At 48.0% G+C, this 15,769-nt stretch carries 14 protein-coding genes; 6 read left to right on the top strand and 8 right to left on the bottom strand.

What is annotated here, in order from left to right:
• Positions 1–71 precede the first annotated feature (71 nt).
• The 3 genes from EJE48_RS00880 to EJE48_RS00890 all read left to right on the top strand — a co-directional run bounded on the left by EJE48_RS00880 (position 72) and on the right by EJE48_RS00890 (position 2,545).
• Positions 72–839 carry an ABC transporter permease gene (locus EJE48_RS00880; protein WP_118581572.1) on the top strand — a complete coding sequence of 256 codons (768 nt, stop codon included), beginning with the start codon at positions 72–74 and terminating at the stop codon, positions 837–839.
• Positions 826–1,536 (top strand): ABC transporter ATP-binding protein, encoded by a 711-nt coding sequence (locus tag EJE48_RS00885; protein ID WP_118581575.1) that lies wholly within the window; start codon positions 826–828, stop codon positions 1,534–1,536. Before EJE48_RS00880 ends, EJE48_RS00885 begins: the two co-directional genes overlap by 14 nt.
• A gap of 64 nt (positions 1,537–1,600) precedes the next feature.
• A complete protein-coding gene (locus EJE48_RS00890) occupies positions 1,601–2,545 on the top strand; it encodes an ABC transporter substrate-binding protein (protein ID WP_118581578.1) in 945 nt (314 codons plus the stop codon).
• Here EJE48_RS00890 and EJE48_RS00895 read toward each other — a convergent pair whose 3' ends face one another.
• Positions 2,546–2,917 carry a hypothetical protein gene (locus EJE48_RS00895; protein ID WP_118581581.1) on the bottom strand — a complete coding sequence of 124 codons (372 nt, stop codon included), beginning with the start codon at positions 2,915–2,917 and terminating at the stop codon, positions 2,546–2,548.
• Between the two features lie 181 nt (positions 2,918–3,098).
• Between EJE48_RS00895 and EJE48_RS00900 the strand changes: the two genes are divergently transcribed.
• Together EJE48_RS00900 and EJE48_RS00905 are read left to right on the top strand one after the other, a co-directional pair.
• Positions 3,099–3,743 (top strand): LexA family protein, encoded by a 645-nt coding sequence (locus EJE48_RS00900; RefSeq protein ID WP_016407115.1) that lies wholly within the window; start codon positions 3,099–3,101, stop codon positions 3,741–3,743.
• A 50-nt stretch (positions 3,744–3,793) separates the two neighbouring features.
• Complete coding sequence (locus EJE48_RS00905) at positions 3,794–4,423, top strand: methylated-DNA--[protein]-cysteine S-methyltransferase (RefSeq protein ID WP_118581584.1); 630 nt, start codon at positions 3,794–3,796, stop codon at positions 4,421–4,423.
• A gap of 43 nt (positions 4,424–4,466) precedes the next feature.
• On the opposite strand, the gene lepA is transcribed toward EJE48_RS00905, so the two are convergent.
• From lepA to EJE48_RS00925, 4 genes are all read right to left on the bottom strand, one after another.
• The gene (gene lepA, locus EJE48_RS00910; RefSeq protein WP_118581587.1) at positions 4,467–6,281 is read right to left on the bottom strand and encodes a translation elongation factor 4; all 1,815 of its coding nucleotides are present in this window, start codon (positions 6,279–6,281) and stop codon (positions 4,467–4,469) included.
• Between the two features lie 112 nt (positions 6,282–6,393).
• Positions 6,394–6,747, bottom strand: a complete 354-nt coding sequence (locus EJE48_RS00915; RefSeq protein WP_118581590.1) for an Hpt domain-containing protein — start codon at positions 6,745–6,747, stop codon at positions 6,394–6,396.
• Between the two features lie 12 nt (positions 6,748–6,759).
• The gene (locus EJE48_RS00920) at positions 6,760–9,198 is read right to left on the bottom strand and encodes a diguanylate cyclase (protein WP_118581593.1); all 2,439 of its coding nucleotides are present in this window, start codon (positions 9,196–9,198) and stop codon (positions 6,760–6,762) included.
• A 235-nt stretch (positions 9,199–9,433) separates the two neighbouring features.
• Positions 9,434–10,462 carry a stalk domain-containing protein gene (locus EJE48_RS00925; RefSeq protein WP_118581596.1) on the bottom strand — a complete coding sequence of 343 codons (1,029 nt, stop codon included), beginning with the start codon at positions 10,460–10,462 and terminating at the stop codon, positions 9,434–9,436.
• Positions 10,463–10,789: 327 nt separating this feature from the next.
• Between EJE48_RS00925 and EJE48_RS00930 the strand changes: the two genes are divergently transcribed.
• Positions 10,790–11,254, top strand: a complete 465-nt coding sequence (locus EJE48_RS00930) for a low molecular weight protein-tyrosine-phosphatase (protein ID WP_124984211.1) — start codon at positions 10,790–10,792, stop codon at positions 11,252–11,254.
• Positions 11,255–11,293: 39 nt separating this feature from the next.
• On the opposite strand, the gene EJE48_RS00935 is transcribed toward EJE48_RS00930, so the two are convergent.
• The 3 genes from EJE48_RS00935 to dnaK all read right to left on the bottom strand — a co-directional run bounded on the left by EJE48_RS00935 (position 11,294) and on the right by dnaK (position 15,727).
• Positions 11,294–12,457 carry a cation diffusion facilitator family transporter gene (locus EJE48_RS00935; RefSeq protein ID WP_118581622.1) on the bottom strand — a complete coding sequence of 388 codons (1,164 nt, stop codon included), beginning with the start codon at positions 12,455–12,457 and terminating at the stop codon, positions 11,294–11,296.
• Between the two features lie 158 nt (positions 12,458–12,615).
• Positions 12,616–13,788 (bottom strand): molecular chaperone DnaJ, encoded by a 1,173-nt coding sequence (dnaJ, locus tag EJE48_RS00940; RefSeq protein ID WP_124984212.1) that lies wholly within the window; start codon positions 13,786–13,788, stop codon positions 12,616–12,618.
• A gap of 106 nt (positions 13,789–13,894) precedes the next feature.
• A complete protein-coding gene (gene dnaK / locus EJE48_RS00945; protein ID WP_118581628.1) occupies positions 13,895–15,727 on the bottom strand; it encodes a molecular chaperone DnaK in 1,833 nt (610 codons plus the stop codon).
• Between the last annotated feature and the right edge of the window lie 42 nt (positions 15,728–15,769).

Raw genomic sequence — 15,769 nt, forward strand, 5'->3', positions numbered from 1 at the left:
TAAAAGCAAAGGAATTTTCCTTTTTATGAGTCTGCGCTTTTGCGTGGACTCATTTTTTATAGGAGTATTATATGAAAAAAATACATTCGGCATTTGCGCCGTTTCTCGGCATCCTCCTTCTTCTTGCGGTCTGGTTTCTGCTTTGCCGCGCAGAGATATTCAGTCCCTATCTTCTGCCGACACCGCAAAAGGTGTTCGACAGCTTTCTGCGCATGCTTTTCTCCGGAGAATTGCTTCGGGATGTGCTGATTTCCTTTATCCGTATTCTGAAGGGCTTCTGTATTGCTTTTCTGCTTGCGTTTCTGCTGGGGATGTTCCGCACGCTCCTGCCTGCCGCAGAAAAATATTATGACGCAATCGTGCAGTTTTTCCGCAATGTACCGCCGCTGAGTCTGATTCCGCTTCTGATTCTCTGGTGCGGCATCGGGGAAACCACAAAAACCGTTATTATCGTGCTGGCATCCTTCTTCCCGATGTATCTGAACATCGTAAAAGGCTTTACGGGCTGTGACCAAAGGCTATTGGAGGTTGGGGATGCCTTCGGCTACACAAAATTTGAAAAATTCCGCTATATCCTCCTGCCCTATGCCTCCGCCGATATTCTCGTTGGAATGCGCATCGGCATGGGCTATAGCTGGCGTGCCATCATCGCGGCAGAAATGATTGCAGCCTCCAGCGGTATCGGGCATCTGATTCTGTTCGCACAGCAGCTGAGCCGCACCGATAAGGTGATTGTCGGCATTTTTGTGGTTGGGCTTGTCGGCCTTGCAACCGATAAATGCTTCGGCTTTTTGCTGAAAAAATTATTTAAGGGGAATGGTGAAAATGGCTGGAATTGAATTAAAGCATATACAGAAGGCATACACCGTAGACGGGTGGACGTTCCCCGTTTTAAAGGACATCTGCTTGCAGATTCCCGAAAACCGCATCACTGTCCTTCTTGGGAAAAGCGGCTGCGGCAAAACCACTCTGCTTCGCTTAGTGGGGGATTTGGAGGAGCCAAACGGCGGAGAAATTCACTTTGCGGTCACGCATAAAACCGCCTTTGTGTTTCAGGAGCCGCGGCTCATGCCTTGGCTGACTGTGTGGGATAATACTATTTTCGGACTGAAAAAGCAATCCTATGATACAGGAGAAATCCAAGCCCTGCTGGAAACGGTTGGTCTGGATGGCTTTCAGAAGGCCTATCCCCATCAGCTTTCGGGCGGAATGCAGCAAAGAACCGCTATCGCGCGTGCTTTGGCGTATGCGCCCTCCTTCCTTCTGATGGATGAGCCCTTTGCCGCATTGGATCATTTCACGCGCACACAGCTGCAGAAGGAACTGATTCGCCTGCAAAAAAGCCAAAATACGGGGATTTTATTCGTCACCCACAGCATTGATGAGGCCCTGCTTCTGGGGCATAAAATTGCCTTTCTTGAGGATGGATGCATCAAAAAGGAATTTCTTTTGGATACGGATTGCGAAAATCGCGATTTATTATCCAAGGAACTGATTGAACTGAAACGGGAAATTCTTGCACAGCTTCATTTATAAAAAAACTGTCTTTCGGCAGTTAAAATAAGCATTTTATCATTTAAAAATTTAGGAGGTATTACAAATGAAAAAAAGATTGATTGGCATGGCAATGGCAGCCATTCTGGCTATGACGGCGCTGACAGGCTGCGGCACCGCAGAGGATACATCCTCTCTCGATTCGCTGACCTTCACCTATGTCACCTCTCCCCTGAACCTGCCCTCTATCGTGGAAAAGGAGGAAGGCATTTTCACAAAAGCCTTTGCGGATGACGGCATCGAGGTGAAATATGCAGAAATCACCTCCGGCGCAGACCAGACACAGGCACTGGCAGCCGGCGATGTACAGGTGCTGTATGCCGTTGGCGCAACCTCTGTCATTCTTTCTGCCGCAAATGATGCGGATATCAAGGTGCTGAATATGTATAGCCGCTCTCCCAAGGCATTCTGCATGTATTCCAAGGATGAAAGCATCAGCTCCCCTGCGGATTTGCGCGGCAAAACCATTGCAGGCCCTGTCGGCACAAATCTGCATGAACTCTTGGCGGCATATCTTGCAACCGCGGATATGACAGTGGATGATGTAAACTTCGTGAATATGGGCATTCCCGAAGCAAAGGCAGGTCTGGAAGGCGGCAGTGTGGATGTGGCATTGCTGGCAGGTGCAGCCGCATATCAGACACAGCAGCAGGGCTATCACCTAATTACCGACGGCGAGGGCTTGATTAACGCCATCATTGCAGTAGCAGTCACAAATAAATTCTATGAAGCGCACCCCGAAATCATCGAAAAGCTGCAATCCGCACAGGCAGAAATCGCAGACTTTATGCAGAACCACGAGCAGGAAGCCTACGAAATGGCAGCAGCGGAGCTGGATTTGGATGTGGATGCCGTAAAGGAAATGGCGCAGTATTATGACTTCTCCACAGAGATTACTGCTGCGGATAAGGAGGGCTTCCAGCGCACCGCTGATTTCATGTATCAGGCAGGCATGATTGAAAAGGAGCTGGATGTAAATACATTATTTTAACTAAAGCAAACTCAGGATTCCACTTGGGACAGAGCGAAGCAATGCGCCCTTGCTTCCCGATTCCTTCCGCAATAAAAAAAGCGTCCAAGCTTGGACGCTTTTTTGTTGCTCCTCCTTCAGATGGACAAGCCTTACTTCATGCCCCAGAAATTCATTATAGCGGAAGGATTCCCTTCTGCCATTTTCCATCTGACAGTAAAAATGGTGGGGATATAATTCCAGCACCACGCCATGACGAATTTCCCGTGTAATATATGTATAATCCTTCAAAAGAGAACGCTCCTCAACAATAATAGACTTCCCCTTTTCCAATCCATACTTACCTGCAAGCTCCTTCAGCCATGTATTTTTCCACATTCTTCTTTCCTTCATCTCATACCCCTTTCGTATTACGGTTTGCCCGTAATTATGATTTAAAAAAATAAGCTACTCCTTTGTCTGACACAATCATACTACGGTTTCACCGTATCTGTCAACGGTTTTTTCGTAATTTTTATAAAATATATTGCATTTCTACGATTTAACCGTATAATAAAAATAGGAAGGTGATTTTATGGACAACAGTAAAACCATACTGGCGAAAAATATCCGCTATCTCATGGAACAGAAGCAAAAAACAAGAACCGAGCTTTGCGAAGCACTTGGCGTAAAATATACCACCCTCAGCGACTGGGTAAACGGAAAAACCTATCCCCGCATTGATAAAATCGAGCGGATGGCGGCGTATTTCGGTGTGGAAAAATCTGCCCTTCTGGAGGACAGAAACCATCTGCCGCAGGATGCCATCCCCTATACCCCTCGCCCGACAAAGCCAATCCCCATTGTTGGCGTGGTCAACTGCGGCATGCCCCTTCTGGCAGAGGATAATATTGAGGGCTATATCGAAACACCCTTGGAGGATTTAAACAGCGGCGAGGAATATTTCTGGCTGCGTGCCAAGGGGGATAGTATGACAAATATTGGTATCCACGAAGGAGATTTTCTGCTCATCCGCAAACAAAGCAACGTGGACAGCGGTGATATCGCCGTCGTTTCCGTCAATGGGGACGATGCCACCCTCAAGCGCGTGATAAAAAAGGAAAATGCGATTGTTCTCCAGCCTGAAAACCCCGCGTATGAAATGAAAATCTTCGTCGGCAAGGAGATGGAGGATGTTCATATCCGTGGACGGCTGATGAAGCTGGAAAAACGCTTTTAAATAAACTATCGGAAGTACAATAAAGGCAAAGCAATCGGAGGTGAAGCTGCATGACAGCACGCGAGGAGGTATTAGCCTATGCCCTATCCTTTGCGGATGTATACACAGAACGACCCTTTCGCGACCAAAACTGGCAGTTGGTGCGCATCAAGGGAAGCAAAAAGACCTTTCTCTGGATTTACGACCGAGGGGGATATCTCAATCTGAATGTAAAGGTAGCGCCCGAATGGCGTGATTTCTGGCGGAACACCTATCCTGCCGTGGTTGCGGGCTATCATCAAAACAAAATGCACTGGAATACGATTATTCTGGACGGCACCATTCCCACGCAGGATATCAAACGCATGATTGCCGAAAGCTACGATTTGATTGCGGATAGTCCCACCAAGCGCATCTACGAGGCGGTCAAAAAAATCCCCAAAGGCTGTGTCGCAACCTATGGGATGATTGCGGCGCTGGCAGGTGACCCGAACATGGCGCGCGCGGTCGGCAATGCCCTGCATAAAAACCCGGACCCTGCAAATATCCCCTGCTATCGTGTTGTCAATGCCAAGGGAGAGCTTTCCGGTTCCTTTGCCTTCGGCGGAGAAGCTGCACAGGAAAAGCTTTTGCAGGCGGATGGCATTGAGGTAGTCAACGGAAGGGTCGATTTGGAAAAATATCGATGGAAATTCAAATAGGACGCAAAAAGGGTGTGATAAAATTTATCACACCCTTTTTCTTTTATTCTTCATCCAGCTTCAGTACAGACATAAATGCCTTCTGCGGCACCTCTACGCTGCCAATCTGGCGCATACGCTTTTTCCCTTCCTTCTGCTTTTCAAGCAGCTTTTTCTTACGGGAAATATCACCGCCATAGCATTTTGCCAGAACATCCTTGCGCATTGCGCTGATGGTTTCTCTGGCGATAATTTTGCTGCCGATTGCCGCCTGAATGGGAATTTCAAACAGATGTCTGGGAATTTCCTTTTTCAGCTTTTCGCACATTTTTCTGCCACGCTCTGTTGCAGAATCCTTATGCACAATAAAGGACAGCGCATCCACAGGCTCCCTGTTTACCAGAATATCCAGCTTCACCAGCTCGCTTTCCTGATAGCCCAGCAGGCTGTAATCGAAGGACGCATAGCCGCGGCTTCTGGATTTCAGCACATCGAAGAAATCGTAAATAATTTCGTTTAACGGCATGTGGTATGTCAGCATCACACGGGAGGAATCCAGATATTCCATACTGATGTATTCGCCGCGCCGCTGCTGGCAAAGCTCCATAATCGGGCCGACATAATCCTTCGGGAGCATGATTTCCGCCTTCACAATCGGCTCCTCCATCTTCTCGATTCTGGCAGGATCGGGCATATTGCTCGGGTTGGATAAATCAAAGCTCGTCCCATCCGTCAGGTATACCTTATAAATAACACTGGGGGCAGTTGTTACCAAGTCCAGATTATATTCTCTTTCCAGTCTTTCCTGAATAATTTCCAAATGCAGCAGTCCAAGGAAGCCGCAGCGGAACCCAAAGCCTAACGCAACAGAGGTTTCCGGCTCAAAGAACAGCGCCGCATCATTGAGCTGCAGCTTCTCCAGTGCATCGCGCAAATCGGGATATTTTGCCCCATCCACAGGGAAAATGCCGCAGTAAACCATCGGGTTTACCTTCTTATAGCCGGGCAGTGCCTCTGCGGTCGGGTTTTCCGCCAATGTAACCGTATCGCCCACGCGTGTATCGGATACCGTTTTGATGCTTGCCGTAAAATAGCCAACCATGCCGGCACTCAGCTCATCCACAGGCAGGAAACGCCCGGGGCCGAAAATGCCAACCTCAACAACATCAAATTCCTTCCCCGTTGCCATCATTTTGACTCTGCTGCCCTTACGAATCGAGCCGTCAAACACACGCATCAGAACGATAACGCCGCGGTACTGGTCATATACAGAGTCGAACACCAATGCCTTCAGCGGCGCATTGACATCCCCCGTGGGCGCGGGAATATCTGTAATAATGCGTTCCAGAACCTCCTCGATATTGATGCCGTTTTTCGCAGAAATTTCAGGGGCATCCTCCGCAGGAATCCCGATGATATCCTCAATTTCCTGCTTTGCCCATTTCGGGTTTGCGCTGGGCAGGTCAATCTTATTGATAACCGGAAGAATTTCCAGATTATTATCCAACGCCAGATAAACATTTGCCAGTGTCTGTGCTTCAATGCCCTGCGCCGCATCCACAATCAGCACCGCACCCTCGCACGCCGCAAGGGAACGGGATACCTCATAGTTGAAATCGACATGTCCGGGTGTATCAATCAGGTTAAACTGATATTCCTCCCCATCCTGCGCGCGATAAATCAGACGAACCGCCTGCGATTTGATGGTGATTCCTCTTTCACGCTCCAGATCCATGTTATCCAAAACCTGCTCCTGCATTTCTCTATCTGTTAAAAGACCTGTTTTCTGAATCAGTCTGTCTGCCAATGTGGATTTGCCGTGGTCAATATGCGCCACAATGCAAAAATTCCGAATGTGTTTCTGTTTGTCCTGAGACATACGCTTCCTCCTTGCACAAAATTTGTTCTATCCGTAATATCTTATTCTACCACAGTCTCCGGGAGGAAGTCAAAAGAATCACATCTTTTCTTTTCATTCAAACCGCCGCCGCTTACTCCAATTCCTCCAATGCCTCGCGTACTCTTTCGTATTCCCTTCTTACGGCATCATAATACTGCCCTGTTTCCGCAGGAAGCGCCTCCTTGCCGCGCAGCAGCTCCGTCATCGCGGAACAAACCTCCGCCAGAGCAGAAAGGCTTAGGTTCAGTGCCATTCCCTTCAGCGTATGCACCGCACGAAATGCCTGCTCCGCCTCGGATTTTTCCACTGCCTCTGCCAGAAGCGTCATGCTGTTGTCACCCGGCAGCATTTTCAGGAATTTCCGAATCAGCACATCACTTTGCAGGCGATTGATTGCATCTGTATAGTCTCCATCAACCTTCTGATAAAATTCATTTACCGTCATAAATACCCCTCCTTAAAAAATCACCGCGCGATTCTTTTCTTTCTTCGCCTCATATAAGGCGGCATCTGCCTTCTGAATCAAATCCGAAATCCGCCCCGAAGCATACGCACCGCCAATACTGATGGTCAGCTTCAGCTCCGGATACTGCGCCACCTCAATCTTACGCACCGCTCGGCAGAGCTCCTCCAGCTTTCGTTCCAGAATCTGCTCCGGCATATTATCAAACAGCAGGAAAAACTCATCTCCACCGTAGCGAATCAGTGCATCGTTGCTGCGCAGCATGGAACGAATTGTTTGCGCCACATAATACAATGCCGCATCCCCCGCGGTATGCCCGAAGCGATCATTGATTTTCTTGAAATTATCAATATCAATCATCGCCAGCGCATATTCTCCGCTCAGGTTACGCACCCGTTCATCGTAATACCGGCGATTATATACTCTTGTTGCAGAATCCATATAAACCTGCCTGTTCCGCACAAGCAGCTGATTCAGAACGTGCTCGCTTTCTATGCCGTTGATATCCTCCGAGCGAATCGGGTTCACACATTCCAGAGAATAGGACATGCCGTCTATCTCGATTGGCATTGCAAATACATAATAGACATCATTGCCAATCGGCTCCACCTTCGTCTGTATCTTCCCCATACGGATGGCATCCTGCGAAATGCAGCGCTCACAGCGGCGCGATTTCCCCCAGAGGGCAAAGCAATCCTCATTCTTCTGCACAGAATGACTCTCCTTTGTTGTAGAAACCTGCATACAGATTTCAGGGTCCACCAGCCGAACCGTTTCAAACATCGTCCGATATCCCTGCAGCACAGGGCCAACCTGCTTCTCCGTAATCCGAATCACACTTTCTCCACTCGCCAGAATGGGCAACAGCACCTGCTTCTGCAAAGCAGGCTTCGCTGCTTCGGCATCATACATCTGTATTCTCTTATAGTTTTCATCAATATCTACAATTTTTCCGAGCAGAGAGCTATAATGTCCCTCGCTGTCCTTCTTGCCCGAAACCAGAATGGCAGTCTGACATTGACTCGGCTTTCCGTTTAGCGTAATCTGTGCCATAAACTCCATCTGTGTCCGGTCAGTCGGCAGCTCCTGTAATTTCTCGGTAAGCAGCGCAAGCGTCTTTTTCCCGAAAACGGAAAGAAAGGCTTCATTTTCCATCGGGTCAACAATCACATCCGGCAGTCCCGTCTGCTCTACTGCACCCTTGGAAAGATGCAGAGAGGAAGGCTGTGCAGTATATTCAAACCACAGCTCTCCGCTGAGATTTGCGAAAAATTCTGCTTTTGTGTTGGCCTCCTCCAGCTGCTTTGTCATGCGCGCCGCAATGACATCCTGTCCACTGTAAAGCTCCTCCACCGTTTCATATACCTGCTCCGCACTCTGTCCCACAGGCTTTTTCTCCACGCCATGCCGCAGGGTCTCCGAAAGCTCATCCATACATTCAAGCAGGAGCGGATTCAGACTGCCACATTCGCCGTTATGCATCATAGCAAGTGCCGTATCATGCGAAAAGGCTTCTTTATAGCTGCGCTCATTCGTCAGCGCATCATAAGCATCCGCAACGGAAACCACCTGTGCCGCAATGGGAATATTATCCCCTGCCAGCCCGTCCGGATAGCCCTTGCCATCCCAACGCTCATGGTGCCAGCGGCAGATCATCGTGGCGTATTTCACCAGTTTTTCATTCTGATACACAGACATTCCTGAAATAATATCCGCACCAATCACCGTATGCCGTTTCACAATGGCAAATTCCTCCTCAGTCAGCTTGCCGGGCTTTGTCAGAATTTCCTCCGGAATCAGCAGTTTCCCGATATCATGCAGGCTTGCCGCCATGCAAATTACATCTATATCATCCGGATTCAGCGCATAGCGGTTCGTCCGCTTCATCAGACAGTGCAGCAAAAGCCCCGTCACACGGCTTACGCCGGACATGTGCATCCCCTTTTCCCCGCAGCGCAGCCCCAAGGCATAGCCCAGAATCGATATCATAACCTCGTTGCTTTTTTCTCTGCGGAAAAACCAATCCGCAACCACGTCCATCAGCTGATGCTTTTTGGTATGCAGCAGGATTGTGTTGATGATGCGGCGGCGAACGATGCCGGGTACAAAGGGACGGCTGATGTAGTCAGATGCACCCAGTTCAAATGCACGGTCGATGTAGGTATTGCTGGTTTCCGCGGAAATCATGATGGTGGGGATATCCTCAATCCAATGTCTGCGGTTCATTTCCTCCAGAACCTCAAATCCGTCCATCTCAGGCATCACAATATCCAGCAGCAATGCGGAAATCTGCGTGCCATAGCTCTGCAACGCAATGATGACTTCCTGCCCATTTGTTGCTTCAATCACTTCAAATTCCTGATCCAGTACATTTGCAAGAATTGCGCGGTTCATTTCAGAATCGTCTGCAATCAGCAGTTTTCTTCGTCTCATAAGGCGATCCTCTCCTGTCGTTCTGTCTTTTGTATCTCAAGCTCTGCCGCGAATTCTGCCTGACGCTGTAAAGCCTCACTCTGCCCTTGAAATATTCAAAATTCCCCAAAAAGTTACATTTAATGTGAATATTATAGCACATCTATATCTTATTGCCAACGAAAAACAGGAACATCAAGGCTGCTTCTGCTTTGCTGTTCCTGTTTGTGTTTCTTCTATATAAAATTATCAGCTGTTATTCTGCATCAAAGGCGTGCGCCGTTACGAAGGTTGCGCCCCCATTGTCAATATAGGTCGTTTCTACCTCGCATTTCTGCTTCAGCTCCTGCATATCGAAATAGCGGGAAACCGTCTGCTTCTCTACCTTGTAGCTGTTTTTATCCATATCTAATGCCATCTGCTTTGCATCAGCATCGGAAAGCTTCTGCGCACCTGCCTTTGTGATATCAAAATCGGGATTCTTTTCCCCGATAAAGGTAATCAGCGCTGCTTTTTTATTGATACAGAGAACCCGATAGCCGAAATTCTTTGTCATAACACCGTTTACATTCAGACGCATATCCAGTGTGATGAGGTTAGGCGTATTGCTGCCCTCCTCTGCTTCTGTGATAATAAAATCAGCCGCCTTGAAGTCCTTGTCTACATTCTTCTGCATATAGACCTCCAGTGCTGCATAATCCTTCGAATCAGGGACATAAGGCACATCCTCCTCAATCTCCTTCTGCTTCGCCCCTTCAACCAGAAAATCCTTTACGGATATGCTGACTCCCTCGTCGTTCTGCTCGCCTGTGGAGAGCTGAATCCGATTCTTTTCGCTGTCCCATCCACAGGTGAAGTCCATAATCTCGACCAAATCGCGCAGCTTGAAATAATTATAACCGTCAATATTCAGGCAATTCATGTTTTCGTATTCCGTTGCGCCAACGAGAATGGTCTGCTTGCTTTGCTGTACGGCTTTTGCCTGCTTTGCCGCACTCAGATGCTGCAAATCCTGCGCAGCACTTTCCTTTGTCAGAGAAGCCTGCTTTTTCGCTTCGTTCCAATCGACACGATAGCCGAGGATTTTCCCCAAATCGCGCAGCATAAAATAATTATTATCCTGATACAGATACGCGGGGACAGCCTCCACCGTCTGCACGCCCTCTCCCGACTGCACGGAAAGCGTGTTTTTGGACGGCGTAACCGCAAGCCCTGCCGCAAGGGCACTTTGTGTAAAAATAAGCGTGCCTGCCATTGCCCCAACTACAACAAATTTTTTCTTCATCTGTCATACCTCCTTACGCAATACGTTTTCCCTTTACTTGCCCGAACTTCCCTTCGGATAGCTTCATCTTATCAGACATCTTAGCAAATTGCATCTGATTTGCGTAAAATTTATAAAATTTTAAGAAATAAACGCAATTACTGCGCTAGGAGGGGTGCGTGAAGGGTGCATTTATTTCCACACATAAATGCACCAAACATGTATTTTTCTCTGTCGAGGCAGAGAAAAAGTGCCCACCTTTTCCACCAGACGCCTTCTTGTTTTTGCAAAATACAGAAATTTCAGGTAAAATAGGAAAAAACATAATTAGAAAGGTGTTTGATATTCATGATACATGTACTTTTTATTTGCCACGGCAACATCTGCCGTTCCCCCATGGCGGAATATCTTTTCCGCGACATGGTAGAAAAACGCGGACTTTCCGCTCAATTCCACATTGCATCCGCCGCAACGAGTCGCGAGGAAATCGGCAACGGAGTCTATCCCCCGGCAAAGCGCAAGTTGGCATCTGTCGGCATTTCCTGCACCATGCACCACGCAAGGCAGGTAACGAAAGAGGATTATGCCGCCTATGACTATCTTTTGGTTGCGGAGCGGTACAACATTCCCAATTTAATGCGGCAAATCAAGGAGGATCCCGACCATAAGGTTTATCGTCTGCTGGATTTCAGCAGTCGCCCCAGAGATATTGCCGACCCCTGGTATACAGGAGATTTCGATATCACATATCATGACATTGCAGAGGGTCTAGAGGGCTTTCTGGCATATCTGAAAAAAGAAAACAAGCTATAAGGAAAAGAGATAGAACAAAAACGTTCTATCTCTTTTCCTTTATTCCTTCCCATCAAACCGAATGACGGTTCCATATTTTATATTTCTTTCCTGAAGCTTCCGATCAATTTCCTGCTTCAATTCCTCATTCGGACGCTTCGCTTCATAAGGCACCATCAGGTCGAACACCAGATTTTTCTGCTCCTTACCGCCAACGATGCGGAAGCAGTGCATTGTCACCGCAGGGTCAATTTCATGGATAATCTCCTGTGTCACCTGCCGCATTTCATTCCATTCCGCATCATTCACCAAAATAGGATCATAATGAATCACCAAATGGACATTCAACTCTCGCAAAGCCCTGCTTTCTAACTCATCAATGATGTCGTGCCCCTCCAGAGAGTACAAATCCGCATTGACCTCTGCATGAATCGAAGCAAAGCATTTCCCCGGGCCATAATCATGAATCAGCAAATCATGCACACCCAGAATTTCGTCCGGTGCTGTCACCAGTTCCTTGATTTTCTCAATTAAATCCGGTTGCGCCTGTTCGCCGAGCAGCGGAGAAATCGTTTCTTTTACGATATTTACACCCGAATGGAGAATAAACACCGCAACCAGCAGACCGATGTAACCATCAATCTTAATACGGAACAGAAATCCCACGAAACACCCCAGCAGAACCGCCGCCGTTGTAATTACGTCATTGCGGCTATCCACCGCGGTTGCCTCCAGAGTAAGAGAGTGAATCCGTTTCCCCAAGCTACCGAAAAAGAAGGACATCCACAGCTTTACCAAAATAGAGCCAACCAGAATGACAACTGTCAGCGCAGAGAAATCCACTGCCTCCGGATGAATGATCTTTTCCACGGAGGATTTCACCAGCTCCACGCCGATAACCAGAATCAGCACTGCCACCATCAGCCCCGAAAGATATTCATATCTGGCGTGTCCATAGGGATGGTCTGCATCCGCAGGCTGCTGTGCCAGACGAAAGCCAAGGAGCGTCACCACAGAGGAGGATGCATCCGAAAGGTTATTCACCGCATCGGCAACAATCGCAACCGAGCCGGACAGAAGCCCTGCCACAAGCTTGCCGAAAAACAGAAGCCCATTGCAGAAAATACCGACCACGCCTGCCAGCTTGCCTACATCGGTACGCACCTGCGTATTCTCTACATCCGTATAATTTTTTACAAAAAGCCTTAACAAAAGCCCTGTCATACCCACTTCCCCAATTTTTTCATCTTCTTTTTTCATTAGGTTATCGTATAATCATATCACTTTGAAAAACGAATTACAACCACAAACCATCGCAACTCTGCACAAAAAAGTCCCCTATTCCTTTTTCGGAACAGGGGAACTGTTTGATCGCTTTTCTCTTAGTCTTCTTTAAAGAAGTCCTTCATTTTTTTTGAAAAGGATTTTTTCTCCTCCTTAGGAGCTTCTGCTTCTGTCGCTGCCTTGGGTGCCTCCCCATAGAACTGACGCAGCAAATCCTTCTGTCTCTCGCTCAAATCCGTAGGGATTTTTACCTTCAATGTTACAATCTGGTTCCCTCTTACCTTAGGATTTCTCAGATTCGGCACACCCACGCCTCGCAGTGTTACCACCGTATCGGGCTGTGTACCGGGTTTGACGGTATATTTCTCCTCACCATCAATGGTCTTAATCGTGATTTCGCCGCCAAGTGCCGCCTGCACAAAGGTAATCGGTACATCACAATAAATATCATAGCCCTTACGCACAAATACGCGGTTTGGCTGTACATAAACCGTTACGAGCAAATCGCCATAGCCGCCGCCGTTTTCACCGATTTCGCCCTTGCCTGCCAGACGAATGGTCTGCCCGTTATCAATACCCTTGGGTACGTTGACCTCGTATTTCTTTGTTTTACGCACCTTGCCGCTGCCATGGCAGGTATTGCAGGGGTCCTTCACAACCTTACCCGTACCGCCGCACTTAGAACAGGTTCTTACGGAGGTTACAGAGCCAAACATGGACTGCTGTATCACTCTCTCCTGCCCTGTCCCATGACAGGTCGGGCAGCTTTCGGGATGACTGCCTGCCTTCGCGCCTGTGCCATGGCAGGTTTCACATTCATCATAAATTGCAATAGAAATTTCTTTTTTGCAGCCAAAAACTGCCTCCTCAAAGGTCAGCTGGATGCTTATGTTTACATCCTTCCCGCGTCTGGGGCCGTTTCTTTTTGCTCCGCCGCCGCCAAAGCCGCCGAAGCCAAACATACTGCCGAAGATATCACCCAAATCGCCCATATCAAAGCCCTGACCGCTATAGAAGCCGCCACCGCCGCCCATGCCGCCCTGTTCAAAGGCCGCATGACCGAACTGGTCATACTGCGCGCGTTTCTGGCTGTCGCTCAGAACCTCATACGCTTCGTTGACCTCCTTAAATTTTTCTTCTGCATCTTTATCCCCGGGATTCTGGTCAGGATGGTATTTTACTGCCATCTTACGGTAAGCCTTTTTCAGCTCCGCATCTGTGGCATCCTTCTTTACGCCCAGTACCTCATAATAATCTCTTTTATTTGCCAACTCACTCACCACCTTGCCGGGGATCTTCCCCTATGCTATCTTAACAGCAAAGCAGGATGCCCTGCCCTGTCGGTAGGCACCCTTGCTTTTTGTTTGTTTCTGTCAATTAGATTTCTTTCCCGTCACCGTCTACCACATCGGAGTCGCCGCCCTGTGCAGCTTCGCCCTGTGCAGCCTGTGCCTGCTGATACAGCTTTTCGGAAAGCTTGTAGAATTCCTGCTTCAGGCTTTCTGTTGCAGCCTTTACATTTTCTGTATCTGTATCTGTCATTGTTTCGGGTGCCAGATCCTTTACCGTATCCTTCAGCTTTGTCAGCTCTGCTTCTACTGTGGATTTATCAGCACCGTCCAGCTTATCGCCCAGCTCTTCGATTGCCTTTTCTGTCTGGAAAATCAGAGAGTCTGCTTCGTTTTTCGCATCGATTGCTTCTTTTCTCTTTCTGTCGGCTTCTGCGAACTGCTCTGCCTCTTTGACAGCCTTATCGATTTCATCCTCACTCAGGTTAGAGCCTGCTGTGATTGTGATTTTCTGTTCCTTGCCTGTACCCAAATCCTTAGCAGATACATTTACAATACCATTTGCATCAATATCGAAGGTTACTTCAATCTGAGGCACACCTCTTCTTGCGGGAGCGATACCGTCCAGCTTGAACTGACCCAGTGTCTTGTTATCCTTTGCCAGAGGTCTTTCCCCCTGTACAACATGGATATCAACAGCTGTCTGGTTATCCTCTGCGGTAGAGAAGATCTGTTTTTTATTTGTAGGGATGGTTGTGTTTCTGTCAATCAGCTTTGTTGCAACACCGCCCAGAGTTTCAATACCCAGAGACAGAGGCGTTACATCCAGCAGCAGGATAGAGCCTGCGCCCTCATCACCTGCCATCTTACCACCCTGAATTGCTGCACCGACTGCAACACATTCATCGGGGTTGATGCCCTTGAAGGGCTCCTTGCCTGTGTATTTCTTTACTGCATCCTGTACGGCAGGGATTCTTGTGGAACCGCCAACCAGCAGAACCTTATCGATTTCATCTGTGGACAGACCTGCATCAGCCAGCGCCTGTTTTACGGGGCCCATGGTGCTTTCTACCAGGTCATGTGTCAGTTCGTCAAATTTTGCTCTTGTCAGTGTGATATCCAGATGCTTAGGACCATCCTGATTCATTGTGATGAAAGGCAGATTGATGTTTGTGGAGGTTACTGTGGACAGCTCCTTTTTCGCCTTTTCTGCTGCTTCTTTCAGTCTCTGCATTGCCATTTTATCCTTAGACAAATCCATGCCTTCTGCTTTCTTGAATTCATCTACCAGGAAGTTAATCACTCTCTGGTCGAAGTCATCGCCGCCCAGATGTGTGTTACCGTTTGTAGCCAGAACCTCGATAACACCGTCACCGATTTCGATGATGGAAACGTCGAAGGTACCGCCGCCCAGGTCATAAACCATGATTTTCTGTTCGTTTTCGTTATCCAGACCGTATGCCAGTGCTGCGGATGTGGGTTCGTTGATGATACGCTTTACATCCAGACCTGCAATTTTGCCGGCATCCTTTGTTGCCTGTCTCTGAGAGTCATTGAAGTAAGCAGGAACAGTGATAACTGCCTCTGTTACGGTTTCGCCCAGATAAGCCTCTGCGTCTGCTTTCAGCTTCTGCAGAATCATAGCAGAGATTTCCTGAGGAGAATATGCCTTGCCTTCAATGTTTACCTTATAATTTTCACCCATGTGGCTCTTGATGGAAGAAATAGTGTTGTCAGGGTTTGTAATTGCCTGACGTTTTGCTGTTTCACCAATCAGTCTTTCGCCGTTTTTTGCAAAGCCGACAACAGAGGGTGTCGTTCTTGCACCGTCGCTGTTTACGATAACAACAGGCTGACCGCCTTCCATTACTGCTACACAAGAGTTTGTTGTACCTAAGTCAATACCAATAATTTTTCCCATAATCAATTCCTCCTAAAAGAACATTGTTCATTTTTATTTTGT

The sequence above is a fragment of the Anaerotignum faecicola genome, assembly GCF_003865035.1.
Classification (GTDB): domain Bacteria; phylum Bacillota; class Clostridia; order Lachnospirales; family Anaerotignaceae; genus Anaerotignum_A; species Anaerotignum_A faecicola.